Source organism: Nonomuraea cavernae, assembly GCF_014646355.1.
Lineage (GTDB): Bacteria > Actinomycetota > Actinomycetes > Streptosporangiales > Streptosporangiaceae > Nonomuraea > Nonomuraea cavernae.
This window is the reverse complement of sequence record NZ_BMNH01000007.1, coordinates 245,895-270,525: the sequence shown is the minus strand read 5'-3', so window position 1 is coordinate 270,525 and position 24,631 is coordinate 245,895. Positions and strand designations below refer to the sequence as shown.

At 70.8% G+C, this 24,631-nt stretch carries 18 protein-coding genes, 1 other RNA gene and 1 pseudogene; 10 read left to right on the top strand and 10 right to left on the bottom strand.

The genetic code is table 11. The features are described from left to right. The first annotated feature begins 2 nt into the window (after positions 1 to 2). The 3 genes from smpB (at position 3) to ssrA (ending at position 2,999) form a co-directional block, all read left to right on the top strand. On the top strand, positions 3 to 470 hold the full coding sequence (gene smpB / locus IEY82_RS15365) for an SsrA-binding protein SmpB (protein WP_189124779.1): 468 nt from the start codon (positions 3 to 5) through the stop codon (positions 468 to 470). After that, positions 467 to 2,326 carry a penicillin-binding transpeptidase domain-containing protein gene (locus tag IEY82_RS15360; protein ID WP_189124778.1) on the top strand — a complete coding sequence of 620 codons (1,860 nt, stop codon included), beginning with the start codon at positions 467 to 469 and terminating at the stop codon, positions 2,324 to 2,326. Before smpB ends, IEY82_RS15360 begins: the two co-directional genes overlap by 4 nt. Before the next feature lie 289 nt (positions 2,327 to 2,615). Further along, positions 2,616 to 2,999, top strand: a transfer-messenger RNA (tmRNA) gene (gene ssrA, locus IEY82_RS15355). Between the two features lie 143 nt (positions 3,000 to 3,142). Here the strand turns inward: ssrA and IEY82_RS15350 are convergent. After that, entirely contained in the window at positions 3,143 to 4,306 is a 1,164-nt protein-coding gene (locus IEY82_RS15350; protein ID WP_189124777.1) for a hypothetical protein, read from the bottom strand. A 131-nt stretch (positions 4,307 to 4,437) separates the two neighbouring features. Then, a complete protein-coding gene (locus IEY82_RS15345) occupies positions 4,438 to 5,913 on the bottom strand; it encodes an alpha/beta hydrolase (protein WP_189124776.1) in 1,476 nt (491 codons plus the stop codon). 151 nt (positions 5,914 to 6,064) lie between these two features. Between IEY82_RS15345 and IEY82_RS15340 the strand changes: the two genes are divergently transcribed. From IEY82_RS15340 to IEY82_RS15320, 5 genes are all read left to right on the top strand, one after another. Continuing rightward, a complete protein-coding gene (locus IEY82_RS15340) occupies positions 6,065 to 6,715 on the top strand; it encodes a nitroreductase family protein (RefSeq protein ID WP_189124775.1) in 651 nt (216 codons plus the stop codon). Between the two features lie 64 nt (positions 6,716 to 6,779). Continuing rightward, positions 6,780 to 8,552, top strand: coding sequence for a serine/threonine-protein kinase (locus tag IEY82_RS15335; protein WP_189124774.1), 1,773 nt, complete (start codon positions 6,780 to 6,782; stop codon positions 8,550 to 8,552). 2 nt (positions 8,553 to 8,554) lie between these two features. Continuing rightward, entirely contained in the window at positions 8,555 to 11,572 is a 3,018-nt protein-coding gene (locus IEY82_RS15330) for an AfsR/SARP family transcriptional regulator (protein WP_189124773.1), read from the top strand. A gap of 28 nt (positions 11,573 to 11,600) precedes the next feature. Next, on the top strand, positions 11,601 to 12,218 hold the full coding sequence (locus tag IEY82_RS15325; protein WP_189124772.1) for a hypothetical protein: 618 nt from the start codon (positions 11,601 to 11,603) through the stop codon (positions 12,216 to 12,218). Then, entirely contained in the window at positions 12,202 to 12,795 is a 594-nt protein-coding gene (locus tag IEY82_RS15320; RefSeq protein ID WP_225262711.1) for an OmpA family protein, read from the top strand. The genes IEY82_RS15325 and IEY82_RS15320 overlap by 17 nt, the downstream gene beginning before the upstream one ends. A 5-nt stretch (positions 12,796 to 12,800) precedes the next feature. Here the strand turns inward: IEY82_RS15320 and IEY82_RS15315 are convergent, their stop codons facing one another. Together IEY82_RS15315 and IEY82_RS15310 are read right to left on the bottom strand one after the other, a co-directional pair. Beyond that, complete coding sequence (locus IEY82_RS15315; protein ID WP_189124771.1) at positions 12,801 to 13,865, bottom strand: S1C family serine protease; 1,065 nt, start codon at positions 13,863 to 13,865, stop codon at positions 12,801 to 12,803. A 19-nt stretch (positions 13,866 to 13,884) separates the two neighbouring features. Beyond that, complete coding sequence (locus IEY82_RS15310) at positions 13,885 to 15,315, bottom strand: AMP-binding protein (protein ID WP_189124770.1); 1,431 nt, start codon at positions 15,313 to 15,315, stop codon at positions 13,885 to 13,887. Positions 15,316 to 15,394: 79 nt separating this feature from the next. Here IEY82_RS15310 and IEY82_RS15305 point away from each other — a divergent pair, with 79 nt between their 5' ends. Together IEY82_RS15305 and IEY82_RS15300 are read left to right on the top strand one after the other, a co-directional pair. Continuing rightward, a complete protein-coding gene (locus tag IEY82_RS15305) occupies positions 15,395 to 16,309 on the top strand; it encodes a hypothetical protein (RefSeq protein WP_189124769.1) in 915 nt (304 codons plus the stop codon). Between the two features lie 61 nt (positions 16,310 to 16,370). Beyond that, positions 16,371 to 18,548: an acyl-CoA dehydrogenase family protein gene (locus IEY82_RS15300; RefSeq protein ID WP_189124768.1), complete on the top strand. Its 2,178-nt coding sequence runs from the start codon at positions 16,371 to 16,373 to the stop codon at positions 18,546 to 18,548. 153 nt (positions 18,549 to 18,701) lie between these two features. On the opposite strand, the gene IEY82_RS15295 is transcribed toward IEY82_RS15300, so the two are convergent. The 6 genes and pseudogenes from IEY82_RS15295 to IEY82_RS15275 form a co-directional block, all read right to left on the bottom strand. Continuing rightward, positions 18,702 to 18,845, bottom strand: a complete 144-nt coding sequence (locus IEY82_RS15295) for a hypothetical protein (protein ID WP_189124767.1) — start codon at positions 18,843 to 18,845, stop codon at positions 18,702 to 18,704. Between the two features lie 43 nt (positions 18,846 to 18,888). Further along, positions 18,889 to 19,485, bottom strand: coding sequence for a winged helix-turn-helix domain-containing protein (locus IEY82_RS15290; protein ID WP_189124766.1), 597 nt, complete (start codon positions 19,483 to 19,485; stop codon positions 18,889 to 18,891). 422 nt (positions 19,486 to 19,907) lie between these two features. Next, on the bottom strand, positions 19,908 to 20,699 hold the full coding sequence (locus IEY82_RS39900; RefSeq protein ID WP_373291464.1) for a nitrilase-related carbon-nitrogen hydrolase: 792 nt from the start codon (positions 20,697 to 20,699) through the stop codon (positions 19,908 to 19,910). Between the two features lie 60 nt (positions 20,700 to 20,759). Next, positions 20,760 to 20,936: pseudogene (locus IEY82_RS39895) on the bottom strand (hypothetical protein); the annotation flags it as partial. 149 nt (positions 20,937 to 21,085) lie between these two features. Further along, on the bottom strand, positions 21,086 to 22,051 hold the full coding sequence (locus IEY82_RS15280; RefSeq protein ID WP_189124764.1) for a Fic family protein: 966 nt from the start codon (positions 22,049 to 22,051) through the stop codon (positions 21,086 to 21,088). A gap of 661 nt (positions 22,052 to 22,712) precedes the next feature. Further along, entirely contained in the window at positions 22,713 to 24,581 is a 1,869-nt protein-coding gene (locus tag IEY82_RS15275) for a hypothetical protein (protein ID WP_189124763.1), read from the bottom strand. Positions 24,582 to 24,631: the final 50 nt, after the last annotated feature.

Sequence of the window (24,631 nt, the reverse complement as noted above, 5' to 3'; positions counted from 1 at the left end):
TCATGCCACGTGAGACCGGGCGGAAAGTCATCGCCCAGAACAAGCGTGCCCGGCACGACTACCACGTCGAGGACACCTTCGAGGCGGGTCTGGTGCTGCAGGGCACTGAGGTCAAGTCCCTGCGTGAGGGCCGGGCCTCGCTCGCCGACGGCTACGCCACCATCGAGGGTGGCGAAGCGTGGCTGCTCAACGTCCACATCCCCGAATACACCCAGGGGACGTGGACCAACCACGCCGCCCGGCGCAAGCGCAAGCTTCTCCTGCACAAGAAGGAGATCGACAAGCTGGCCGCCAAGACCAAGGAGGGCGGGCTGACGATCATCCCGCTCCTGCTCTACTTCAAGGACGGCAGGGCCAAGGTCGAGATCGGCATCGCCCGAGGCAAGAAAGACTGGGACAAACGGCAGACACTGGCCGAGCAGCAGGCCAAGCGGGAGATGGCCCGGGCGCTGCGGCACCGTAGCCGATGAGCCGAGCTCGCCGTACTCTCAGCGCGACCGTCACGCTGGCGCTCGCGTGCACCACTCTGACCGGGTGCTTCGACGAGTCGTCGCCGCACGACGCGGTGCGCGACTTCCTCGTGGGCTGGCAGTCCGAGGACTACGACCTGGCCGCCGGCCGCACCGACGGCGAGCGGGCGGCGGTGCGCAAGGCACTGGCCAACGCCAAGCTGGAGCTCGACGCGGCGTCGTTCCGCTTCAAGATCAAGAGCGTGAGCATCGACGGCGATGAGTCACGGGCCGACTTCAGCGCCGAGGTCGACCTCGGCGAGAACAACCCGCTCTGGGTCTTCGACTCGGTGCTCCCGCTGCACCTGGTCGATGGCAGGTGGAAGGTGCGCTGGTCGCCCTCGGTGCTGCATCCGCAGCTGAAGGAGGGCCAGCGGTTCGCCGTCGACACCAAGCCCACGCGGCGCCAGCCGGTGGTCGACCGAAACGGCGCCTCGCTGCAGCGCCCCCAGTTCCTCTACGTGGCAGGCGTCATCCCGTCGCAGCTCGGCGACAAGGACGAAGAGGTGGTCAGGCGACTCTCGGCGATCACCGGGTTCGCCCAGGACCGTCTGCTGAGCCGGATCCGGTCGTCGCCGCCCAGTAAGTTCGTGGAGCTGGCCACGTTCGGGCGCACGCGCTACCTCGCGATGAAACCGAAGCTCGACACCATCAGTGAGATCACCACCCAGCGCCAGGAGCAGCTTTTCGCTCCCGACGCGCCGATGGAGATCGTCGGCAAGGTGAGCGCCCTCACCCCGGAGACCGAGCAGAAGCTCGGCGGCCCGCAGCGCGCCGGCGACTCCGTCGGGCAGAGCGGGCTCCAGCAGGCCTACCAGGACTACCTGACCGGGTCCACGCGGACCAGGGTGATCACCCTTGATCTGCGGACCGGCAAGGAGTCGGCCCTGCTGCAGGAGTGGCCCGGACGCGAGAACCTCTCGGTCAAGACCACGATCGACCGCGCGATCCAGGCCGCCGCCGAGTCAGCGGTCGACCAGGCCGAGGTCAGCGCCCTGGTGGCGGTCGACCGGTCCAACGGCGAGATCCGCGCCGTGGCGGCCAAGGGCCTGGACGAGGAGGACGACGGGCTGGCGGGCAAGTACCCTGCCGGCACCACCTTCTCCATCGTCGCCTCCGACGCGTTGATCAAGGCCGGGGTCAAGCCCACGCAGCGGCTGGCCTGCCCGGCCGAGCGCACCGTGGGCGGCGCCAGGTTCGCCGAGGCGGGCCAGGTGGGCGGCCCGTCGCCCACCTTCCAGGAGAACTTCGCCAAGGGCTGCGTCACCGCGCTGGCCTCGCTCGCGCGCCGGGTCGACGCGGCGGCGCTGGCCAAGAGCGCCAAGGCGTTCGGCATCGGGCAGTCCTGGCAGTTGCCGCTCCAGTCGTTCAGCGGCTCGCTGCCCAAGCTCGACAGCGACGCCGACAAGGCCAAGGCGATCTCCGGCCAGACCGTCCAGGTGAGCCCGCTGTCGATGGCGCTGGTCGCGGCCGCCGTCGCGTCCGGCACCTGGCGCCCGCCCGTGCTGGTGACCGAACCGAGCTCGCCCGACCCGACCGCAGAGATCGTCCCCGAGCCGCCGCCCCAGCCGGTCGCGCTCGACCCCAAGGTGCGCACCGCGCTGACCGCGATGATGCGCGCCGGGGCCGTCGGCACCCCCGCGCAGACCGGCAGCGGCCGGGTCTACGGGGTGGCCGCTCCGGCCGGCGACGAGGGCAGCAGGCAGGCGTGGTTCGTCGGGTGGCAGGGCGATGTCGCGATCGCCGTCCTGGCCCGCAACCACGATCCCGCTGCCGTGGCCGGCGACTTCTTCGCGACACTGCACGACCCTTCGTGAAATCGTCGTCACGCTGAGCAACCGATCCGGGTGGCGCGGGCGTCTTACACAGTGACCGGGCCCGCTCGGGGGGTTGCGGACCCGGTCGCCGCGATGAGCCAGGACTTCATCTCGGGGGAAGTCCTGCCGTCCGGACCGGCTCGACCCTGCCGGTCGGCCCCCGGGAGCGCGTGCCTCGCGCCGCGCTCCCGGGGGTTCTGCCATGTCGGGAATCAAGTTGGCATCTCAGGCGTTAACCGGGGTATCGTCATGTTGCTCGGTTCTTCGGAACCGTGTTGACAACTGCACAGGGGGTGACTGGCTTCGACTTTGACTTTGCAAGTCAGGTGAAGCGGGCCGAGGACTGCGGACATAACCTCGTTAATCCTGTGACCGCAAACAACAAGTGCCAATTCTAAGCGCACTGTGGTCGGCCAGGGTTCCCTGGCCCTCGCTGCCTAAGTAGCGAAACCACTGTCAGCCCGGGAGTGCCTTCGGCCCGGTGTCTGGCATCGTTAGAAGGCTCAACCGAGCTACCCGGCCACGGGGGAGCTCGGGAAACCCAACAGTGGCTGAGCCCGTCGGTGACACGCCTGCGTGATCGCCGGGGCTGAGAAAAGCACAGCAGGCTGCGCCCGGAGAAGCCCTGCCTTGGAGTTGAAGGACGCGGGTTCGATTCCCGCCACCTCCACATGAGAAAACCGCCCTTTGCCTGCGGAGACATCGCAGGCAGAGGGCGGTTTTCGCTGTTTCAGGGTGCATTGTCGTCCCGTGTTCTGGAGGAGGCGTCAGCCCCTGACGGTGCCGCCGCCGCTCGGGTGGCTCGTCACGTACGGCTCAGGGACGCCTGAACCCGGAGATCTCGCGGTCCCCTATGGTGGTCGGCCGGCTGGCGTCGGCCGCCCGATGCCAGGCGAGCGCTCCCGCGGCCGCCACCGGGATGAATTGCACGCAGGACAGGATCACCGAGGACAGCCGGGTGCCGCGGAACTCTATGACGGGGCGCAGGGCGGGGTTGAACCGGGCCGCGATTCCGGCGCCTGCGATGGCGGCCAGGCTGACGCCGGAGAATGTCAGCGCGATGAGGTGGATACGGTTCAGGTCGCGAACCGTGTCGGACAGTGCGGCGGACAGGCGGCCTGTTCTCTCGGTCAGATGGTTGCCCGCGGCGATGAACTCGACCAGCCTTCGGCGGGCGGAGTCCTTGGCAAGCCCGTCCCAGGACGCGGCGATGGCCTCCCGTACGAGCCGGGTGTCGTGTCCGAAGATCTCTCCGCAGTAGTAGGCGATGCTGTCCCAGCCCGCGATCGCGCGGTCGAGGTCCTCGTCCGAAGGGACGACCATGGAGACCCAGGCGAGTCCGGCGGCCGCCGCCGTATAGCAGAACGCCTTCGCGTACGTCAGGTTCCTCAGCGTGGCCTGGCTCCGCTCGGCGATCTTCGACAGCTCCCGCGCATAGTCCGGACTGTGCCGCCACAGGCGCAACGCGCGCTCTTGGTCGACCTTACGAAACAGTGCCGCCTCCTTCTCCCACGCCACCCCTGCCCGGGCGATCAAGCTCGTCGACGTGACGGCCGCCCCGCTGAAAGGCGACCACGGAAAGGACGGAAAGGACGGCACCTCAAAACCATCAAGATCTCGGTTCCAGTAGGAGGTGGGAACCTCGGCGGGCTTCGCCCTCCGGGATTCGGCCACGGCGGCGAGCACCGTGTCCGCGTTCGTGCTCTCAGCCGTGTTGTAGCCGGCCTCGGTCTTCTTCAGCCGGTCGGCGATGGCCATGGCCTCGTTGGCGCCATGGCGGAACTCCTGCTTGACATCCTCCCAGGTGTTCATGAACTCGTGCCGGGCAGGCCACTCGCACGCCGCACTCAGGGCGAACATGCCGAGCGAGACCTGATTTCCCGCGTATTGCTGCGTGCCCAAATCTTGCGCCGCCGATTCCAGATATATCGTCGCATCCGTGAAGCCGCCACTCTGGAAGGCGAATCCGTCACGAGTCATGTGATCATCCCATCGCGTGGCGACCGTCTCGTAAGTGTGATCACACGCTATCGGTCGGGGGAGTCTCGCTCAGACGGCGCAGTAACCGTCGTCGCAGCCGTCGCCGCTTTCGGGTGCCTACGCCGGGGTCGTCAGACCTTGGGGCAGACGGTGCCCTTCTTCGGCGGGACGCGGGTGATCAGGTAGCGGTCGACCGCGGTGTTCACGCAGCTCGACGGGCCTCCGTAGGCGGTGTGGCCGTCGCCGTCGAAGGTGAGCAGCACGCCCTTCGACAGCTGCGAGGCCAGCGACCTGGCCCAGGCGTACGGCGTGGCCGGGTCGCGTACGGTGCCGACCACCAGGATCGGGCCCGAGCCCCTGGCGTGCAGCGCCTTGGGCGCCGTCCTGCTCCTGACCGGCCAGTAGTCGCACGGGTTGGCGCTGGGCGGGCTCTGCCTGCCGGTCCTGGCGCGCTTGGCGGGGTGGTCGAGGCAGTTGACCGCGAGGCGGGCCTCGAAGTCGTTGGTGTAGGTGGCGTCCGGCCGCCGGTTGTTGCCCTGGTCGGAGAGCCACAGGAAGATCTCGCCGTCCCCCTTGAACGCCTGGGCGAACGCCTTGCGCAGCAGTGGCCAGGACTCCTGGCTGTAGAGCGAGGTGAGGATGCCGTTGGTGACGATGGCCTCGTTGACCTGCCGGCCGTCCGCGTTGTTGCGCAGCGGCGCTCGATCCGTACGGCGGAGCAGGGCGTCGACCCGCTTGACGGACGGGCCGATCCGGTGCGTCCTGAACGGGCAGTCCTTCACCTTGAAGCAGTCCTTGAGGAACGACGTGAACGCCACGCCGAAGCCGCCGCCCTGCCCGGAGACCAGCTCGGCCGACGACTTCGTCGGGTCGATCGCCCCGTCCAGCACCATGGCGCGCACCTTGGTGGGGAACAGGTCGGCGTAGGTCGCGCCGAGATAGGTGCCGTACGAGTAGCCGAGGTAGGTCAGGCGCGACTCGCCGAGGGCGGCCCTGAGCACGTCCATGTCACGGGCGGCGTCGGGGGTGCCCACGTGGGGCAGCAGCTTGCCCGAGTTGGCCTGGCAGCTCCGCGCGAACACGCGCTGCGCCAGGTCGAGCCGCTTCCGCTCGGCGCGCGTGTCGGGGGTGCCGTCCAGTGCGAAGTAGGCGTCGAACTGGGCGCTGGTGAAGCAGCGGACCGGCGCGGAGGCGCCCACGCCACGGGGATCGAAGCCGACGATGTCGAAGCGTGAGCGGATGCGGGCCGGGAAGACCGTTCTGGCGCTGGTCCTGGCGAACTGCACACCCGAGCTGCCGGGGCCGCCGGGGTTGACCAGCAGGGAGCCGAGCCGCTTGCCGCCGCGGGCGCGCAGCCGGGTGACCGCGATCTGGATCCCGGCGCCCGCCGGCTTGGCGTAGTCGAGCGGCACCTTGAGCTTCGCGCACTGGAAGCCGCCGCCGCAGGCGGACCAGGCGAGCCGCTGGCCGTAGTAGGCGCTCAGGCCGGCAGGGCCGGTGGCCGTCCGGGTGGTGGCCGTGTGGGCGTTGGCGGGCCCGGCGGCGAGGAGCCCCGCTGAAAGCAGTCCGATGATCAGGGGCGTGATGAGCCCCGCAAGGCGTCGCATGATCCTGTCCTCGTCTGGCGGCCGAGTGGATGCGGATGGTCTGGTCTTCTGATGGTTCGCCGGGCCGGTTGCGAGCGTCTTTAGAGCCGCTGGCGAGCCGCATGCAGGACACCACCCCCGTTCTCCGGCGCGCGGATGCGATCATCGCCTCATGACTCACCCATCGCTTGACCCTGATGAGCTGCTCACGACCACCCGGAGCGTGCGGAAACGTCTTGATCTCAACCGTCCTGTTCCGATGGAGCTGGTACGGGAGTGTCTGGAGATCGCCCTGCAGGCACCCAGCGGCAGCAACCGCCAGGGCTGGCAGTGGATCGTGGTCACCGATCCCGGGATCCGCGCGAAGATCGGCGACTACTACCGCCGCTCGTTCGAGGTCTACTACCGCTCCGGCGGCTCGGCCGCGGCCCTGTTCGAGGACGACCCGGACCGTGCCGAGGTGCAGCGACGCGTCTCCGAGAGCGCGGCGTACCTGGGAGATCACATGGGCGAGGTGCCGGTGCTGATGATCCCGTGCATCCAGGTGGGGTCGCGCGGGCTGCCCGAGGGCAACCAGGCGGGGCTCTGGGGCTCGTTGCTGCCGGCGGTGTGGAGTTACATGCTCGCCGCCCGGGCGCGCGGGCTGGGCACCGCGTGGACCACCCTGCACCTGGCCTACGAGCGCGAGGTGGCGGAGCTGCTCGACATCCCCGACGACGTCCGGCAGGGGGCGCTCATCCCCACCGCCTACTACACGGGCGACAGCTTCCGGCCCGCTTCGCGCGTTCCGCTCGACGAGGTCCTCCATCTCGACGGGTGGTGACGTCCGGCCGGTACGAAGCCACTCGCTCATCCGGAAATATCGTGATCTGGCTAATGTGTCTGCGATGAGTGGAGAGCGGGTCATCGGCGGGTACGCGCTGCGGCGCGTCCTGGGGCGGGGCGGCATGGGTGAGGTGCACCTCGCCGCGACCCCGACCGGTGGCCTGGCCGCGGTCAAGCTGATCCATCCCGAGCTGGCCCGCGACCCCGCCTTCCGGCGTCGCTTCGAACGCGAGGTGGCCGCCGCCAGGCGCGTGGCCAGGTTCTGCACCGCTCCCGTTCTGGACGCCGGGATCGACGGTGACGTCGCCTACCTCGTCACCGAATACGTCAAGGGTCCCGACCTGGCGCGGGCCGTACGAGATCAGGGGCCGTTGTCCGGGTCCAACCTGGAAGCCCTGGCGGTGGGCATCGCGACCGCCCTCACCGCCATCCACGGCGCCGGGGTGATCCACCGGGACCTCAAGCCGTCGAACGTCCTGCTCTCACCCCTCGGGCCGCGTGTGATCGACTTCGGCATCGCGCAGCTCGTGGACGAGAGCCAGATCAGCCAGTCCATCCTGGGCACCCCCGCGTTCATGGCTCCCGAGCAGGTACGCGGTGAGCCGCTCAGCCCGGCCACCGACGTCTACGCCTGGGGCGGCGTGATCGCCTTCGCCGGCACGGGCCGGCTGCCGTTCGGCGGCGGCGCGCCGGGTGAGGTGCTGTATCGCATCGTCAACGAAGGGCCCGAGCTGGACGGGCTCGACCACGGGCTGCGCGAGCTGGTCGAGCGGGCCCTGGCCAAACGGCCCGAGCTGCGGCCCACGGCCCAGCGGCTCCTGGAGGCGCTGGTCGGCGGCGGCCACGCGCTCACCCCCGCCACGGCCACCCAGGTCGTCGAGAACACCTGGACCGGTCCCGTCGCCCCGCCCGCGTCGGACGCTCCGGCGTGGTCCGGCGCGGGTCGGCCTGACGGTCCGGTCGGGTTGGATGGTCTCGGTCGGCCTCATGGTCCGGTCGGGTTGGATGGTGCGGGTCGGCCGGAGGTCCCGGCGTGGCCCCAGGTTTCCGTGCGGCCCGAAGGCGCGGGGGGGTCGGACGAGGTGAAGCGTGGCCGGGAGGTCGCGGATTCCGCCTTGGAACACGGGCCTTCGGGGTCCGGTGCCGAGACGGGCGGAGGCGTCCCCGCCGTCCGGGGTGGTGGGGCCGGGACCCGGAGGGCAGGCCGGCGGTGGTGGTACTGGGGGGTCGGCGTCGTGGTGGCGCTCGGCGTGGCGGGTGCCGTGGCGTTGTCGCAGGCCGGGCCGGAGAGCTGGCCGTACGAGGCCGGCTTCGGTGACGGGTGGGCGGTCGGGACCTCGGAGGCGGGCGACGCGCGGCCGGCCGGGTCCGGCTACGTGCTGACCGTCAGGCCGGGATGGCGGCTGTGGAAGACGGCGCCGCGACGTGAGCCGGACGGGGTCGTGGTGGTGAGCGCGAAGGCGCGGCTGGAACAGGGGGCCGGAGCGTACGGGGTGTGGTGCCGTGGGGCGGGCGCCGACGGGAGGTACGAGTTCGCGGTGAGCGGCGCCGGCCAGATCACGATCGCCAAGCGCCTCGCGGGGCAGGACCCCGTGATCCTGTCCGGCCCCGAGAAGGCGCCGAAGGCGGACGTCGACCGCGTCGTCGCCGAGTGCGGCCAGAGCGGCGGCAAGGCGAGGCTGCGGATGTGGCTGAACGAGGCGCTCGTCGCCGAGGCCACGGACCCCGGAACCCCGCTCGGCCGGGGCGAGTCCGGGGTGCACGCGGCGCCCGACGGCGCGGACGAGCTGCGCGTACGGTTCGAGTCGTTCGCCCTCCGGCCCGCGAAGGGGTAGTCGTGGAGCGCGTACGGTTCGGCGTGCTCGGGCCGCTCCAGGTCGAGGGCGGGCGGGTGCCCGGCCCGGCCAAGCACCGGGCGCTGCTCGCCGCCCTGCTGCTGTCGGCTGGGCGGGTGGTGCCGATCGAGCGGCTGATGGCCCTGGTCTGGGACGACCGGCCGCCGGCGTCGGCGGAGCCGGTGCTCAGGGTGTACGTCAGCGCGCTGCGCAAGGTGGTCGGCGGCATCACGACCGCGCCCGGCGGCTACCTGATCGACGTGCGGCCCGGCGACGTCGACTGCCATCGGTTCGAGCGGCTCGTGGGTCAGGCGAGGACGGCTCGGGAGGCGGGGCGGGTCGCCGAGGCCGCCGCGGGGTTCAAGGCGGCGCTCGGCCTGTGGCGGGGGGCCGCGCTGGCCGACGTCGACTCGTCCGCGCTGCGGCGGTTGCACGGCGTGCCTCTGGAGGAGCTGCGGCTGACCGCGCTGGAGGAGCGCGTCGCGCTGGACCTGTCGTTGGGCAGGGGCGGGGAGGTGGTCGGCGAGCTGCGCGGGCTGGTGGCGGCATTCCCGTTGCGCGAGCGCGCGTGGGCTCGGCTCCTCGACGCGTTGTGCCAGGCCGGACGGCGGTCGGAGGCGCTGGAGGCGTACCAGGAGGCGCGGCAGACGCTCGTGGACGAGCTGGGGCTGGAGCCGGGGGCCGAGCTGCGGGAGGCGCACCGGCGGGCGCTGTCCAGCGAGCCGGCGCCGGCCCCGTCGCGGCGGATGCCCATAAATGAGACGCCGCCCGATATTTCGGACTTCACGGGCCGGGCTCACGTCCTCTCCTGGATCACCACCGCCGCCCAGAGGCAGACGCGCGCTTCCGGTTCGGGCGCGGTTGGTTCGGGGGCGGTTGGTTCGGGGGCGGGCGGATCCGGTGGGTCCGGGGTGGACGGTCGCCTGGCGCCGGTGGTGCTGGTGATCCATGGGCCGCCCGGCTGCGGCAAGTCGGCCGTCGCGGTGCGCGCCGCCACCCGGCTCGACCTGCCCGACGGCCGCCTCTACGCCTCCCTGGACGCCCGGCCGCCAGGGGCGGTGCTGGAGGATCTGCTGCGGTCGCTGGGCTGCCCCGACGGGGCGGTCCCCGCCGCGCTCGACGAGCGGGTCCGGATGTACCGCAGCCTGACGGCCACCCGCGCCCTGCTCCTGGTCCTCGACGACGCCGCGGACGAGGCGCAGGTGCGCCCCCTGCTTCCGACCGGGCCGGGCAGCCTGACGCTGGTGACCAGCCGCTCACCGCTCGCCGGGCTGGAGGCCGCCAGAGCGTACGAGCTGGGTGTGCTCGATCCGGACGAGGCCGTGGCGATGCTCGCCGGGGTGGCGGGCCGGGACAGGGTGGCGGCCGAGCCCGAGGCGGCCCGGCGCATCGTACGGCTCTGCGACGGCCTGCCGCTGGCCCTGCGCATCGCGGGCTCCCGCCTGGCCAGGAAGCCGGGCTGGACGCTCGAGCACCTGGCGGGGCGCCTGGGTGACGAGCGCCGCCGACTGGACGAGCTGAGCGCGGGCGACCTGGCGGTGCGCAGCAGCCTGGCGCTGGGCTACCGGGGTCTGGCCGACCCGCAGCGGCGGCTGCTGCGGAGTCTGGGCGCCCTGTCCGCGCCCGACTTCGCGCCGTGGGTGCTGGGCGCCGACCTCGAACCGCTGGCCGAGGCAGGTCTGCTGCAGTCGCGCGGCCTGGACGAGGCGGGCCAGGAGAGGTATGGCTGGCACGATCTGACCAGGCTCTACGCCGCCGAACGCCTGGCCGAGGAGCGGTCCGTCCCCGTCGCCGCCGACTCCGGAGGGGAACCGGCAGGCCGGTCCGGCGCCGAGGGGGAGGACGGGGCCGGGCGGGGCCGGGGTCCGGTGAGCGGGCGGGAGGCACGGGCGCGGGTGCTGGCGGAGATCGCCGGGGAGGTGCTCGACCGGACGAGGCGGGCCAGGACGGCCCTGTTGCCCGCCGAGCCGGGCTCCGGTCAGACGGTGGCGCGTACGGCTGAGGAGATCATGGAGACCGGCAGGCTCCGTACCGAGGCTCGCTGGCTGGGCGCGGAGCGCAGGTTCCTGGTGGCGACCGTCGGCGACTTCCACGACGTGGGCCTGCACGAGGCGGCCTGGCGGCTGGCCTTCTACCTGACCCCGCTGTTCGAGCTGGGCGCGCACCACGACGACTGGCACGCCACCACCGCCACCGGGCTCGACGCGGCCCGCGCGGTGGGTCACCGGCAGGGTGAGGCGCTGCTGCTGCGCGGGCTGGCCGATCTGCATCGGGCCGAGGGCAGGCCGCAGTCGGCGGCGGCGGCGCTCAGGGCGGCCCAGCCGCTGGTGGAAGGGCTGGAACTGGCCAGGATCACCCTGCGGCTGGGCCTGGTCGAGCAGCGGCCGGAGGCGGCCGAGCGGGCGCTGGCGGGGTGCCTGCGGGTGTTCGAGGAGGCCGGTGACCGGCGTGGCAGGGCCGACGCGCTGCGCGCGCTGGGCGCCGTCCGCCGGGACCTCGCGGTGCTGGAGAGCGCCCTGGCGGCGTACCGGGAGCTGGGGGACCCGCGCGGTGAGGCGGAATCGCTGCGTGACCTGGCCGGGCTGCATCTCGACGCCCGCCGCCACGCCGAGGCGCGCGAGTGCGCCGAGCGGCGGTTGCGCGTCAACCGGCGGCTGGGCGACCGGCTGCCGGAGGCGGCGTCGCTGCTGCTGCTGGCCCGGATCGCCACGTCGGAGGGCGTCCCGGGCGCGGCGGAGGCGTACGCGCGTGAGGCCGTGGCGACCTTCGAGCGCCACGGCGACCGCCGCGGGGCCGGCCGTGCCCTGCTCGTGCTGGCGCGGGCGCGTCTCGAGCTGGATGAGACGGATGGGGCGGTTGAGGCGATTACACGCGCTATGGGAGAGTTTGACGTTCTTAGTGACACGCAGGGCAGGGCGGAGGCCGAAAGCCTGGCGCGGGAAGCGCGCGGGCGAGGCGGCCGGCCGTGGCGCGACTATGCGGATTCTGAAGGTCGTCGCCCTAGCGTCGGTCATGAGTGAGACCCCTACGCGACAAAGGTGATCGAAGATGCGGAAAACGATCGCGCTGGCCGTCGCGGCCATCGCGTTGACCGGGTGCGGGATGCTACCGGGGCAGCCGGGCGGCGGCGGCGAGGAGAAGCAGGCCCAGCAGACGGCGGCCAAGGAGGACACCCCGTCCACGGCCGCGGACGGCCGGCCCGCGGAGAGCGCGTCCGCCCCGGCCGAGCAGCAGAGCGCGCCGCCACAGGGCGGCCAGGTGATCGCGACCCTGGAGGCCAAGGCGTCGTCGGGTGGCCAGTCCGGCACGGCGCGCGTCGACATCACGGCGCTCAAGCGACAGGGCCGGACCGTCAGCCTCAACTGGACCATCACCTCCGTCAAGGGCTCCGTCAACGTGCACAACGGTCTGGGCACCGGGGTCTTCGACTACTCGGTGGCGGCCGTCTCCCTGATCGACCCGGTCAACGCCAAGCGCTATCGCGTCGCCCGCAACGGCAGCGGCAGCGAGGCCAAGTGCGTCTGCTCCGGCACCCAGGGGCAGTTCCTGAAGGACGGCGAGGCGTCCACCCTCTACGCGGTCTTCGCGGCGCCGCCGGCCGACATCACGAAGATCAACATTGAGATGCCCATGCTGGGTGTGCTGACCGATGTTCCGATCTCTTAGCGCCGCCGCCATCGCCCTGACCACCTCGCTGAGCATGGCACCCACCTCGCCGCCCACCGCCCCGCCCACCGCCCCGCCCACCGCCCCGCCCACCGCGCCGTCCGACGCGACGGGCGTCGTCGAGGACCTGGTCTTCCCCATCGAGGACGTCATCGGCGCGGTCGAGTCGCTGGACGGTTCGGAGAGCGAGACCAAGCAGGGCGCCCAGGTCACGGTCGCGCTCACCAGCGACGTGCTGTTCGCGCTGGACAAGTGGGTGCTGACCGCCAAGGCCAGGCAGCGCCTCAAGGAGGTGGCCGCCAAGGTCGACACCGAGGGCGCGGGCGGTGTCGTGAAGATCGAGGGGCACACCGACGACCAGGGCGCCGACGCGTACAACGCCACGCTGTCGCAGCGCCGGGCACAGGCGGTCGAGCGGGTCATGCGCGGCCTGCTGACCGGCGCGGACGTGACCCTCCAGGCCAAGGGGTACGGCGAGAGCCGCCCCAGGCTGCCGAACGTCGTCGAGGGCAAGCCGGTGCCGGCCAACCGCGAGCGGAACCGCCGGGTGGAGATCGTCTACAACGTCGAGCAGTGAGCGGCTCACTCGCCGGGCAGCTCGCCCAGGGTGGCGGTGACCGTCTCGGTGTCGCCGCTGGGGAGCAGCACCTCGACCTTGACCTGCTGGCCGGGCTTGCGGGTGGTCAGGTATTCGGACAGCTGGGCCATGGTGCGCGTCTCCTGGCCGTCGATGGAGAGGATCACGTCTCCCGGCTTGATCCCGGCCTTCTTGGCGCCGCTGCCGGCCTCGACCGAGATCACGCCGACGCCGGCGGGGTTGCCGGTTCGGCCGACGATCGTGCTGCCCCTGATGCCGAGGGCGGCCCGGTGCGTGTTGGTGACCTTGCCGTCGCGGACGATCTGTTCGGCGATGTCCGTGGCCGTGTTGCTCGGGATGGCGAAACCGATGCCGTTGGCCGCGCCGCCGCTCAGGTTGGGGTCGACGGCCGACAGCGTCGGGATGCCGATGACCTGACCGGCCAGGTCGACCAGGGCGCCGCCGCTGTTGCCCGGGTTGATCGCGGCCGAGGTCTGGATCGCGTTCGCGATCGTCGCGCCGGGCGAGCCGGGCTCCTCCGGCTCGCTCACCGTGCGGCCGAGGGCCGAGACGATGCCGTTGGTCACGCTGCCCGACAGGCCCAGTGGGTTGCCCATGGCGAGCACGACCTGGCCGACCCGGAGCTTGGCGGAGTCGCCGAACCTGGCCGGGGTCAGCCCCTTCGTGTCGTCGACCTTGATGACCGCCAGGTCGCCGGGGGCGAAGCTCTTGACCAGCTTGGCTTCGCGTTCGGTGCCGCCGGTGGCCAGTGTCACCGTCATCCGCGTCGCCTCGCCGACCACGTGCGCGTTGGTGATGATGTGGCCCTTCGTGTCGTACACGATGCCGGAGCCGAGCCCCACCTTCGTGGTGATCTGCACGATCGACGGCAGCACGTCGTGGATGACCTGCTCGTAGGCGGCTTCCAGCTCATGTCGCGAGACGGTGGCGCTCGGGGTGGCGGCCGGTGTGGTGGCGCCGGGTGAGGGGGAGGCGATGCTGGCCGGGACGCCGGACGCGCAGCCGGTGAGCAGCACAGCGGCGGCGATGCCCGCGACGATCTTCCTCATGCGAGGATATCTGCCCAGCTCAGCGTGAAAGATACGCCTCGCGTACGTCCCTCCGGCTCAGCTTGCCGGTGGGGGTTCGGGGCAGGGTGTCGCGAAACTCGATGACCCGTGGGTGTTTGAGTTTGGCCAGGCGGGGCGCGCAGTGGCGGAGCAGTTCGGCGGTGAGCGCGTCGGTTCCGGGTGCTCCGGGGGCGGGCTGGACGAGCGCGACCACCGACTGCCCCCATTCGGGATCCGGCACGCCGATCACCGCGACGTCCGTGACCGCGGGATGTTCCATCAGCGCGGCCTCGATCTCGGCGGGATAGATGTTGACCCCGCCCGAGATGATCAGGTCGGTCCGGCGGTCGAGCAGGAACAGGTAGCCGTCCTCGTCGAGGTAGCCGATGTCGCCGGGCGTGTAGGCGCGCCCCCGCATGGAGGCCGCGGTCTTGGCCGGGTCGCCGTGGTACTCGAAGCGGTTGACGCCGCCGATGTAGACGAGGCCGGGCTCTCCCGGGGGCACCTCCTGACCGTCGTCGCCGACGATCGTGAAGGCCATCCCGTCCAGCGCCCGCCCGACCGTGCCCGGTCTGTCCAGCCATTCCTCGGAGGAGACCATGGTGGCGATGGCCGCCTCGGTGGAGCCGTAGTACTCCCACAGGACGGGCCCGAGCCAGTCGATCATCGCCTGCTTGGTCGCGGGCGGGCAGGGGGCGGCGCCGTGGTAGAGGTGCGTGAGCGACGACAGGTCGTACGACTCCCGATCGGGCACCGCGAGCAGCCGGTGGAACATGGTCGGCACCATGAAGGCGTTCGTCACCCGGTGCCGCTCGATCAGCCGCAGTGTCTCGGCCGCGTCGAACCTCTCGGGGGCCACGATCGCGTGCCCGAGCTGCAGCGCCATCATGGCCTGGCCGTACGGGGCGGAGTGGTAGAGCTGCGAGCACACCAGGTGCACGCCGCCGGGCGGCAGCCCGAAGTGCCGCCAGCTCTTGCGCGTCAGGATGGGGTGGAGCTCCTCGGGCGTGAGGTCGAGCAGCCGCCGGCGCACCCCCTTGGGGCGGCCGGTGGTGCCGGAGGTGTAGAGCATCATCGAGCCGGCCCGCCGGTGCTCGGGCGGGCCGTCGGGCTGCCCGTCCGCGAGCTCGGCGACCGTGAGCGCGCCGGGGGCGACGACCGTCCCGGCGCCGCAGTCGGCCACGATGTAGTCGATCTCCTCGGCGGTGAAATGCCAGTTGACCGGTACGAGGTAGGCGCCCACCTGGTAGCCGGCCAGCATCATGGTCAGGGCGTCGGGGCCGTTCTTCAGCACGGTCACGACCGGGTCGCCGGGCCGCACGCCGCGCGCGACGAGGCCGTGTGAGGTCCGGTTGACCAGGGAGAGCAGCTCGCCGTAGGTCATGGCGTCGTCGCCGAGCAGGGCGGGGCGTCCGGGGTCGCCGGCCGCAATCTCGTAGAAACCGCGCATGACCGCGACCATACAGAATTACATTCTGCCGTGGGAATAGCGGAAAAATCCTTCTCCCTGGTGACGTAGCCTCATGGCCATGGCGGACGTTGGAGACCAAGGAAACGAGCATGACTCTCCCACCACCCCGTTCCGGAAGATCGTTCTTCCCGCCGAGGAGACGGTCCAGATCCGACGGCCGCCGGCTCCCCGACCAGTCCCCCCGCCGCCTCCTCCGCCCAAGCGGGGTCTGGCGGCGCGCATCGGGGACATCCCGATCCGGGTCGTCTACCTGATCGGCGCCATCCTCGCGACGGTGGCGGCGGTGTTGCTGATCTTCACGCTGTTCTCGGGCGACGTGCCGGGCAAGGACGAGCAGTCCGCGCGGGTGGTCCCCGTCGCGCCGGTCCCCGGCAGCGTCACCCCCTCCGCCTCCGCCTCGGCCACGCCGTCCCCGACGGTCAGTGAGGTCGCGCTGCCCCCGGTGCCCAAGGCGAAGGTCTTCGCCGACCTGCCCGGCACGGCCTCGGTGGTCACCGGCATCATCAACGACACCAAGAACGGCATCAGCTATCCGCGGCTCGGCGACCCCTGGACGGCCAGGTCGTTCCCGCCGTTCACCGTCGCGCAGCGGGTCGGCAAGGTGGCGGTGCCGCACACGGTGATCGCCTCGGCCATGTTCCCGGCCGAGGCCCCGGAGACCAAGCCGTCGACCGACGCCGACTACCGGGAGATCGCGGCCCGCGCCGCCCGGTGGACGCTGCGCTCGCAGTATCCGGCCGGCGCCACGCTGGCCTGGACGGGGTCGCAGAAGGTCCCCGTCGGTAAGGGCTGGACCCTCGCCTACCGGGTCACCTACACCCTGTCCGGCAAGCGTCAGTCGGCGCAGGCGCTGGTGTCGGTGGTCGAGGTCGGCAAGACGAAGCCGGCGATGCTGCTCGCCTCGATCCCGCAGAGCGGCAGATCCCACTGGCGGGATCTGAACACCCTCGCGACCCGCGTTCGCCCGCTCTAGGCTAGAAGCGTCCTCTAGAATATGGTTCTGGCAAGAACTGGACCTGCTTGGAGGATGCGCGATGGCGATCGGATTGAGCGAGGAGCACGAGGCGCTCCGCGAATCGGTGCGCGGCTGGGCCGACCGGAACATTCCCGCCGAGCTGCTGCGCTCCGCGACTGACGAGCGCCCGCCCTTCTGGTCGGGGCTCGCCGAGCAGGGGCTGCTCGGCCTGCACCTGCCCGAGGAGGCCGGCGGCTCCGGCTACGGGCTGCTGGAGGCGGCGGTCGCCATCGAGGCGCTGGCCGAGCGGATGGCGCCGGGGCCGTACGTGCCGACGGTCCTCGCGAGCGCGGTGATCCACGCCTCCAAGCGTCACGACCTGCTGTCCGGTCTCGCCGACGGCACGGTGACCGGCGCGGTCGCGCTGACGGGCGCGCTCAGTGGCACCCGCGCCGCCGACGGCTCACTCGTGGTCTCCGGCACGGCGGAGCCCGTGCTGGGCGCCTCCCAGGCCGGCGTGCTCGTGCTCCCGGTCTCCACCGCCGACGGCGAGGAGTGGATCGCGCTCGACGCCTCCGCCGCGACCGTCACGTCCGTGAAGTCGCTGGACCTGACCAGGTCGGTGGCGAAGGTCGAGCTGTCGGACGTGACCGTGCCGGCCGACCGCGTGCTCGACGGGGTCGAGGGCCCCGACGTGCTCAACCTGGCCGCCATCCTGCTCGGGGCCGAGGCCGCGGGGCTCGCCTCGTGGTGCGTCACCGCCGCCGCCGACTACGCCAAGATACGCGTCCAGTTCGGCCGGCCGATCGGCCAGTTCCAGGGGATCAAGCACAAGCTGTCGCGGATGCTCGTCGCGCTGGAGCAGGCCCGTGCCACGGTGTGGGACGCCACCCGGGCCGAGGGACGTGAGCTGGAGTACGCCGCCGCGATCGCCGGGGTGATGGCCCCCGACGCGGCCGTCCAGTGCGCCAAGGACGCGATCCAGACGTTCGGCGGCATCGGCTACACCTACGAGCACGAGGCGCACCTCTACTACCGCCGCGCGCTCACCATCCGCGCCCTGCTCGGCTCCTCGGCCGAGTGGGCGGCCTCGGTCGCCGCGCTCGCCCTGCAGGGCGTCACCCGCGAGATGGAGATCGAGCTGCCCGAGGACGCCGAGGCCCGGCGCGAGTCGATCCGCGCGGAGATCGCGCAGATCGCCACCCTGGAGGGCAAGGAGCAGAAGCGGGCCCTGGCCGCGCAGGGCTTCGTCATGCCCCACCTGCCCGCGCCGTGGGGCCGTGGCGCCAAGCCGCTGGAGCAGGTGCTGATCGCGCAGGAGCTCAAGGCGGCCAAGGTGAAGCTGCCGGCGATGATCATCGGTGCCTGGGTGGTGCCGTCGCTGGTCAGCTACGGCACGCCGGAGCAGCAGGAGCGCTTCCTGCCCAAGACGCTCAGCGGCGAGATGATGTGGTGCCAGCTGTTCTCCGAGCCCGGCGCCGGGTCCGACCTGGCGTCCCTGCAGATGAAGGCGGAGCGGGTCGAGGGCGGCTGGAAGCTCAACGGTCAGAAGATCTGGACCTCCGTCGCGCACTTCGCCGAGTGGGGCATCTGCATCGCCCGCAACTCCTCCGAGGGCTCCAAGCACGAGGGCATCACCTACTTCCTCGTGGACATGAAGGGGCCCGGCGTGACGGTCCGGCCGCTGACCGAGATGACCGGCGAGAACCTGTTCAACGAGGTCTTCCTCGACGACGTGTTCGTGCCCGACGAGCTGGTCGTGGGCCAGGTCGGCGACGGCTGGAAGGTGGCCCGCAACACGCTGTCCAACGAGCGCGTCTCGCTCTCGTCCGGCTCCGGCGGCACCGGGTCCTCGGTGCCCGACCTGCTCGGGCTGATCGGCCGGCTCGGCCGCGAGCTCACCCCGGTCGAGGCGCGGCAGGTGGCCGAGGTGGTCTGCGAGGGCCACTCGATCAACGCGCTGTCGCTGCGGGTGACGCTCAAGCAGCTCGCCGGGGCGGAGCCGGGCGCCGACGCCTCGGTGCGCAAGCTGCTGTCCACCTCGCACGCCCAGCACGTCTCCGAGACCGCGGTCGACCTGCTCGGCGCCTCGGCCGTGGTGGCGGCGGACGTGAAGCTCGGCGACGCCGGCTACTGGAACCGGGCCGTCCTGGCGACCCGGGCGATGACCATCTACGGCGGCACCACCGAGGTGCAGCTGAACATCATCGGCGAGCGCATGCTCGGCCTGCCCCGGGATCCCGAACCGGGCAAGTGAGCGGCGGGGGCCGGGCCACCGCCCGGCCCCCCACGGGACATCGTCCGGCCCCATGGGGTACGGCACGGTGGTCCCAGCGATCCCGCGGTGACCAGCCCGTTTCGAGGTACAGCCTGTGGCGGCACTTCCTCCGAGGGGGCAGCCAAACCATCGTCAGAAAGGCTGCATCTGATCAATCACTTTCGCCGAGATCTCCATGATCGCCTCGACCTTGGCCATGTCGGCCCGAACATCGTCGGCGTCGAATTGAGGTGACCCCAGACGCGGATATTCCGCCTCATTCCGCCGTCGACGCATCGGCCCAGCATGCCCTCAAGAGTGGCACGTCCTTGTTCCCATCTCACCGAACATCCCTCTTTTCAATCTTGAGTCGTACGAGTGGCCGGGACCTGACCGTTTCCAGGAAGGGATCGCCGCCTGAGGACTCCCAGACATCGCGGCTCAGCCGGCGCATGTTCACCTCCCTGCCGAGTCGCCGTTCCGCGGCCCTGGCGGCGTCGTAGAGATCGTCTTCATCGACAGCACCGACAACCAGGACATCCACATCGTTCGGCACCCGGCCGGGCTCTCCCGAGTAGCGTGCGGCCCAGGAGCCGTAGATGTACGCCTCCTCGACGGCGGCGACCTCAGACAGGTGTTCACCGAGCACGGCCACCGGCCCGTACGTCAGAGCGAGCAACTCGGTCAGCGGTCGAGCCACGACCGTGTCGGTGTCCGCGCGGATCATCCGCAGATTGCCGAATCTCCGCTCGGCAACCAGGCCCGCCGCGGCGAGACGATCAACTTCGCGCGTCACGGTCGAGGCCGAGACACTGAATCTCCTGGCTAGCTCAACCTGCGCGTACTCCTCGTCGGGATGGAGAAAGAGCCAGGCCAGGAGCTCCCCCTGAAAGGGAGAACGCAGCAAAGGAAGCAGGACAGACGGCGGCTGTTTCATAAACTGAAACATAGCTTGCAGCTTACGCAAGTCCTAGTGGCCACGTGCCGGAATCGATATTCATGTACCCCAAGGACGGTCTCCGCGAAGGGTGGGCTCCATCCCCGGCGGGGACCAGGCCAGTCTGGCCGGCGCCCCACTCGGATGGTCACCCAGAGGCTTTTCAAGCGGCTGGGGCCTTCGGTGTCAGGCGGACCTCGACATCCGCGTCCAGCGCGCGTGCAAGGCGTTCCAGAACCGGCAAGGTGGGGATGATCCCGCCCGAACTGTCTTGCCCAGCTCGTAGGCGATCCGCGTGGCTTCATAGGCCTCGGCCGCCCTCGGCTCGGACATTCGGCGATCCCTGAGTTCGCGCCAGTTTCCCTGCTCGCTCATACCCGAACGACACGAGAGCCGGAGAGCGGCTGGAGTCGAGGGCGACCTCAGAGCGAGTCGTGGTTCCGCCGGTCTGGCTCTCGCTCAGCTGGACGATTTCTTAGGGCCAGCGCACCGAGCGCGAGCAGCAGGAGCCCGGTCGAGGCCCACGCGGCCCAGTCGCCCAGGGCGATGTAGAGGGTGGCTGAGCCCTGCCGAGGCAGGGTGGCCGTGACCGTGGTCATGCCCGTTCTGTCGCTGTAGCGCTCGGTCACGATCCGGCCGCGGCTGTCGCTGACCGTCACCCATCCCTGGCGTGCGGCACGGGCCACCGCCAGGCCGTTCTCCACACCGCGCACCACCGCCATGCGGCTGTGCAGCCACGCGTCCTCGTCGAAGTCCCAAGCGGGCGCGAGCAGGGCGGCGGCGCCGGCCTTGCCGTACTCCCTGACCAGGCCAGGGAAGTCGAGGTCCTTACAGATGATGAGGCCGAGCCGGTCGCCGTCCAGGAAGGCCAAGCTGGTGCCGGGCTGGAACGTGCGCTCCACCCCGGGGATCATGTGGTGCTTGTCGTAGCGCACCCCGGAGGGGTAGCCGACCGCGCTGTTGGTCTCCATGGCGATCCCCGCGATCACCTCCACCCCCGGGCGGGCGAACGGCAGGTCGGCGGTCGTGAAAACCTTCTCGGGCAGCACCACGATCTCCGCGCCGCGGGCCACCGCGGCGTCGACGGCCTCGCCGTACCGGCGGACGAGATCCTCGGAGTTGTCGGTCGCGACCAGCGCGACCTTCCGCCCTCCGGTGTCGGCGGGCGTCGCGAGCCGTACGAAACCATGGCCGAGCGTGAGCGCGACCAGCACGCCCGAGACCACCGCCGCGCGTGGCCGCAGGACCGCGATCGAGGCGGGCACGAACAACAGGAGGAAGGTGATGCCCCAGACCCCGGTGACCGAGGCGGTCTGCAGCACGGGCAGGAAATCGGCCTGCGTGTACGCCAGGCTCCACCAAGCGCCATGCGGTCCGGCGAGGTTCATGACCCACTCGGCGGTGACCCGGACGGCCGGTACGGCTGCCGCCGCCAGGAGCGGCCTGCCGCGTACGAGGGTACGCCCTGCTGACCACCTTGACGCCCGGCCAGGCCGACGCCGCCGAGATGCTGATCCGCGGACGACCGATCCTCACCGCGCTGGGCCGCCTCCAGCTCATCCCCCCAGCGCCAGGCCGCCTTTCACCTACGGAAGACGCGTCACGACCTGCGGTGCCTCGACTTGAGGTAGTCGTTCACCCACTTCTCGCTGCTACGCCACATGCCGTCGTCGCCCTTGACCGCACGAAGCCGTCCCCGTGCGGCAGCCACCCGAAGGGCGTTTTCGGTGACGTCGCGCGTCGCGAGAGCAGGTAGAGGGACAAGCTTGACCGAGCCGGCCACCGCCGGCATGACGAAGCGGTAAAGATTCGTCGTCACGCTGCGTGCGATGAGTTCGCCCAACGGGCCGAACTCGTCATTGTCGGCTCGGCGCATCGCCTGAAGATACTTGTCGCGGTCGCGCTTGTAGATGATCGCTGGCGGATATCCAATTCTGCAAAGTATCAAGTTGAGCACCAAACGGCCTGTCCGTCCGTTGCCGTCGAGGAACGGGTGCACTTGTTCGAACCGGTTATGAACGTGAGCCAAGCGTTCGGGGAGGGGTTCCTCGGACTCGCCGCGAAGGTCATCGACCGCCTTTACCCAGTCCCGCATCCGGGGGTCGACTTCCGGCCATGGCGGCGGCTTCATGCCTCCCGGGAACTTGGCGATCTCGTGCTGCCGGAAGTTTCCCGGGCCTTCGGCGGGGGTGGCATGCGAGTGAGGCTCCACAGCCCACACGAGCGACATGGCGGTGTGGTGTATCTGACGAACCTCCTGGAGCGTGATGAGCTCTCCGTTCTGCCAGTCTCCCGGCTCCAGCGCCTGCCCGTACACCCACTTCGCGGCGTCGCCGTACCCCCTCACCTCCATGTAGTCCCTGAGCGGTTTCGCACCCACCGCCCGCCCCTCCTCGAGGAGCTTCTCCACCTCTTGCAACACGAGTGTGTTGCCCTCGATCGCAGTGCTGTTGTGAGCCTCCTGGTGCCAGATGTCAGACCAGATGTCCTCCGCCTCATCGGGCGAAGGCAGTCCGCCCAAGCGGTCACGGAGTTCTCGAACGGCCTCGTCGAGGCGCTGATACACAGTCGCCCTGGATGGCCTGCCCGGTCCTGACACCGACGCTCCCGTGATTTTGTTCGGCTGAGTCGATATAACTGTACCGAACAAAATCCATCTGCCTTGTTCGCTTCAGCCAAGAAAAGCAAACCGAACAACTTGCCTGATGATCCGATGCCACGACCAAGGAGGGTAAGTCATCGAAGCCGCTGAGCCCTCTGCCGATGTCATCACTCCCGGCACGGGCTCCTCGCCCGGCGAACGAACGAGATCTCCGAGCAGGCTCGCCATCGCCCGGAGATCACGGCGACGAGCGGACGGCCGCCCTCGAAGCGGAGTGCGAGCGCCTCTTCGGTATCGGCGCCACCCGCTCGCGCCGCGATGAGCCCCGCGCCTCCTACCAGCGCGGGCTACATCGTGATCGCCGATCCGGACGGAAACGAGTTCTGCTTGGACTGAACTACAGGGAACTTCACCCCGGTGAGGTCTTCGGAGACGGCCCGCAGCCGCTGCTGGACGGCTAGCTGGCCCTGACCGCAACCCTCCTGGGCGTGCTACCCCGCCGCTGACCTGCCTTGCGCTGGACAGGTCCTGGAGCCTCGATCCTCGGTCGGGACCAGGCTCGTCGGGCAGGCGTCCCCGCTGGGACGGGTCACGTTGGTGCCCGCGAGGATGAGAGGCCCGGGGGTCAGCGGGTGACGGGCTGCAGCGGGCTGGGCGTGCCCGACTTGGCGGGACGCGGGACGCCCACCTTGATCTGCCCGATGCACGCCGGGCGGCCGTCCACCGTGCGGATCGTCAGCTCGGCCCCGCCGCCCTTGACAGGGGCGAACGTCCAGCCGAAGTCCTTGCCCGCCGGGACGACGGCCTGCCCGCCGCCCAGCCGTACGGCGAGGCTGGTGGGCGTCGGGTTGAGGTAGCCGACCTGCGCCGTCCACTCACCCTCGGGCAGCGTCGCCGGGAGGCGGAAGACCACCTCCCGGCCCGCGACCGGCACGCAGCCGGCGCTCTGCGGGATCGTCACGCCCACGATGTCCACCGGACGCAGGCGGCCCTGTGGGTCGAAGACGAGCGGGTTGCGCACCGGGCCGGTCAGCTGCCGGGCCCAGGTCACCGGGTACGGCGCGATCGGGCCGAGCACCTTGGAGACCCGCGCGTAGTCGTAGAAGAAGATCGGGTAGACGACCTTGGCGGGGACGTGCGTGTCGAGGATGACGGCGTTCGCCCCGGCCCGCTTGAGCGCCAGCCGGCCTGTCTCCACGTAGCTCTTGACGTGCTCGCCGAGCGGCAGGCGCGCGTACGCGGTGACCGACCACACCGAGCCTGCCGCGAACGCGACGCCCAGCGGGACCCACGCGTACCTCAGCCGGGGCGCCGCCGGGCGCCGCCAGGGCCGTTCCTCGCCGCGCAGCGGGATGAAGGCCAGCCCGAGGACGATCGCCAGCACGGTGGCCGTGGGGGAGACGTAGCGCAGCTCGGAGCCGCCCAGGTCGGGACCGAGCTCCTCGATGCGTCCGATCATGACGGGCACCACGTCGGCGAGCACGAAGTAGGCGAGCAGCGCGGCCCAGGCCAGCCAGGCCCGCCGCCGGTAGAGCACGGAGACGGTGACCACGGCCGCCACGACGGCCAGGCTCACCCAGGCCATCACGGGCGGCGTCGCGGCGATGGCGTAGTCGTCGCCGATCGGCCGCCACTGCCACGGGCCGCCGAGGGCCGCGGGCACCAGGGAGTCGGTCAGCAGGTTCCAGGCGAAGCCGGCGGCGATCGCCGGGTCCGGCAGCCCCGGCCGTACCGTGTCGTTGGTGAGCTGCACGGACGTGAACAGCTGGCGGAAGAAGATCACGGCGTAGACCGCGATCACGGCGAGGTAGAGCAGCCAGACCGGCTTGCGCGCGGCCCGCGGAAACCAGCCCAGGGTCAGCACGAAGGCCAGCACCGGGATGAAGGGGGCCTTGACGAAGAACAGCATGGCGAGGACGACCCAGGCCGCGGCGGCGACCGCGTGCCGGAAGCGGGCGGTCCGGTTGTAGAGGATGTGCGAGCTCAGCGCCATCGGCAGCGCGATCTGGAACGGCAGCGTCTCGATCACCACCGCCCACCACGACAGCGACGAGATCGTCAGCGGCGTGAGCAGGTAGAAGCCGAGCGGCACGAGGATCGCCGGCCGGGCGCCGAACAGCACCCAGAGCAGCCGCAACAGCGCCAGGCCGGCCGCGCCCAGCAGGCTGATCGTGATGGTGTGGGCGAGCATGTCGTTGTAGACGCCGAGCCGGCCCATCATCCACTGGATGGCGAACGGCCCGGGCACCAGGTGCCCGTAGTCCACCCGCATCAGGTAGTCCCAGGTGAGCCCGTGTTCCAGGCCGCGGGCGATGAAGGTGAAGTCGTCCTGGCGGAAGTAGGTCCGCTGCACCAGGCCGAACTTCCACACCAGCTGGACGGCGATCATCGTGATGGCCGTGGCCAGCACGGCGTCCGAGCGCGCCCATGGCCGGGCCGCCACCGTCACCTCGCTCGTCGCCACCCCGCCCTCCCCATCCGGAAGAGTAGCCACGGGATGATTTATACGGAATGCCCGTTGTGTGGTTGTGATGTCATAGCGGG

Excerpts from the sequence above, each read along its gene's own strand:
- smpB (WP_189124779.1), top strand. The coding sequence starts at position 3 with ATGCCACGTGAGACCGGGCGGAAAGTCATCGCCCAGAACAAGCGTGCC.
- IEY82_RS15360 (WP_189124778.1), top strand. The coding sequence starts at position 467 with ATGAGCCGAGCTCGCCGTACTCTCAGCGCGACCGTCACGCTGGCGCTC.
- IEY82_RS15350 (WP_189124777.1), bottom strand. The coding sequence starts at position 4,306 with ATGACTCGTGACGGATTCGCCTTCCAGAGTGGCGGCTTCACGGATGCG.
- IEY82_RS15345 (WP_189124776.1), bottom strand. The coding sequence starts at position 5,913 with ATGCGACGCCTTGCGGGGCTCATCACGCCCCTGATCATCGGACTGCTT.
- IEY82_RS15340 (WP_189124775.1), top strand. The coding sequence starts at position 6,065 with ATGACTCACCCATCGCTTGACCCTGATGAGCTGCTCACGACCACCCGG.
- IEY82_RS15335 (WP_189124774.1), top strand. The coding sequence starts at position 6,780 with ATGAGTGGAGAGCGGGTCATCGGCGGGTACGCGCTGCGGCGCGTCCTG.
- IEY82_RS15325 (WP_189124772.1), top strand. The coding sequence starts at position 11,601 with ATGCGGAAAACGATCGCGCTGGCCGTCGCGGCCATCGCGTTGACCGGG.
- IEY82_RS15320 (WP_225262711.1), top strand. The coding sequence starts at position 12,202 with ATGTTCCGATCTCTTAGCGCCGCCGCCATCGCCCTGACCACCTCGCTG.
- IEY82_RS15315 (WP_189124771.1), bottom strand. The coding sequence starts at position 13,865 with ATGAGGAAGATCGTCGCGGGCATCGCCGCCGCTGTGCTGCTCACCGGC.
- IEY82_RS15310 (WP_189124770.1), bottom strand. The coding sequence starts at position 15,315 with ATGCGCGGTTTCTACGAGATTGCGGCCGGCGACCCCGGACGCCCCGCC.
- IEY82_RS15305 (WP_189124769.1), top strand. The coding sequence starts at position 15,395 with ATGGCGGACGTTGGAGACCAAGGAAACGAGCATGACTCTCCCACCACC.
- IEY82_RS15300 (WP_189124768.1), top strand. The coding sequence starts at position 16,371 with ATGGCGATCGGATTGAGCGAGGAGCACGAGGCGCTCCGCGAATCGGTG.
- IEY82_RS15295 (WP_189124767.1), bottom strand. The coding sequence starts at position 18,845 with ATGCGTCGACGGCGGAATGAGGCGGAATATCCGCGTCTGGGGTCACCT.
- IEY82_RS15290 (WP_189124766.1), bottom strand. The coding sequence starts at position 19,485 with ATGAAACAGCCGCCGTCTGTCCTGCTTCCTTTGCTGCGTTCTCCCTTT.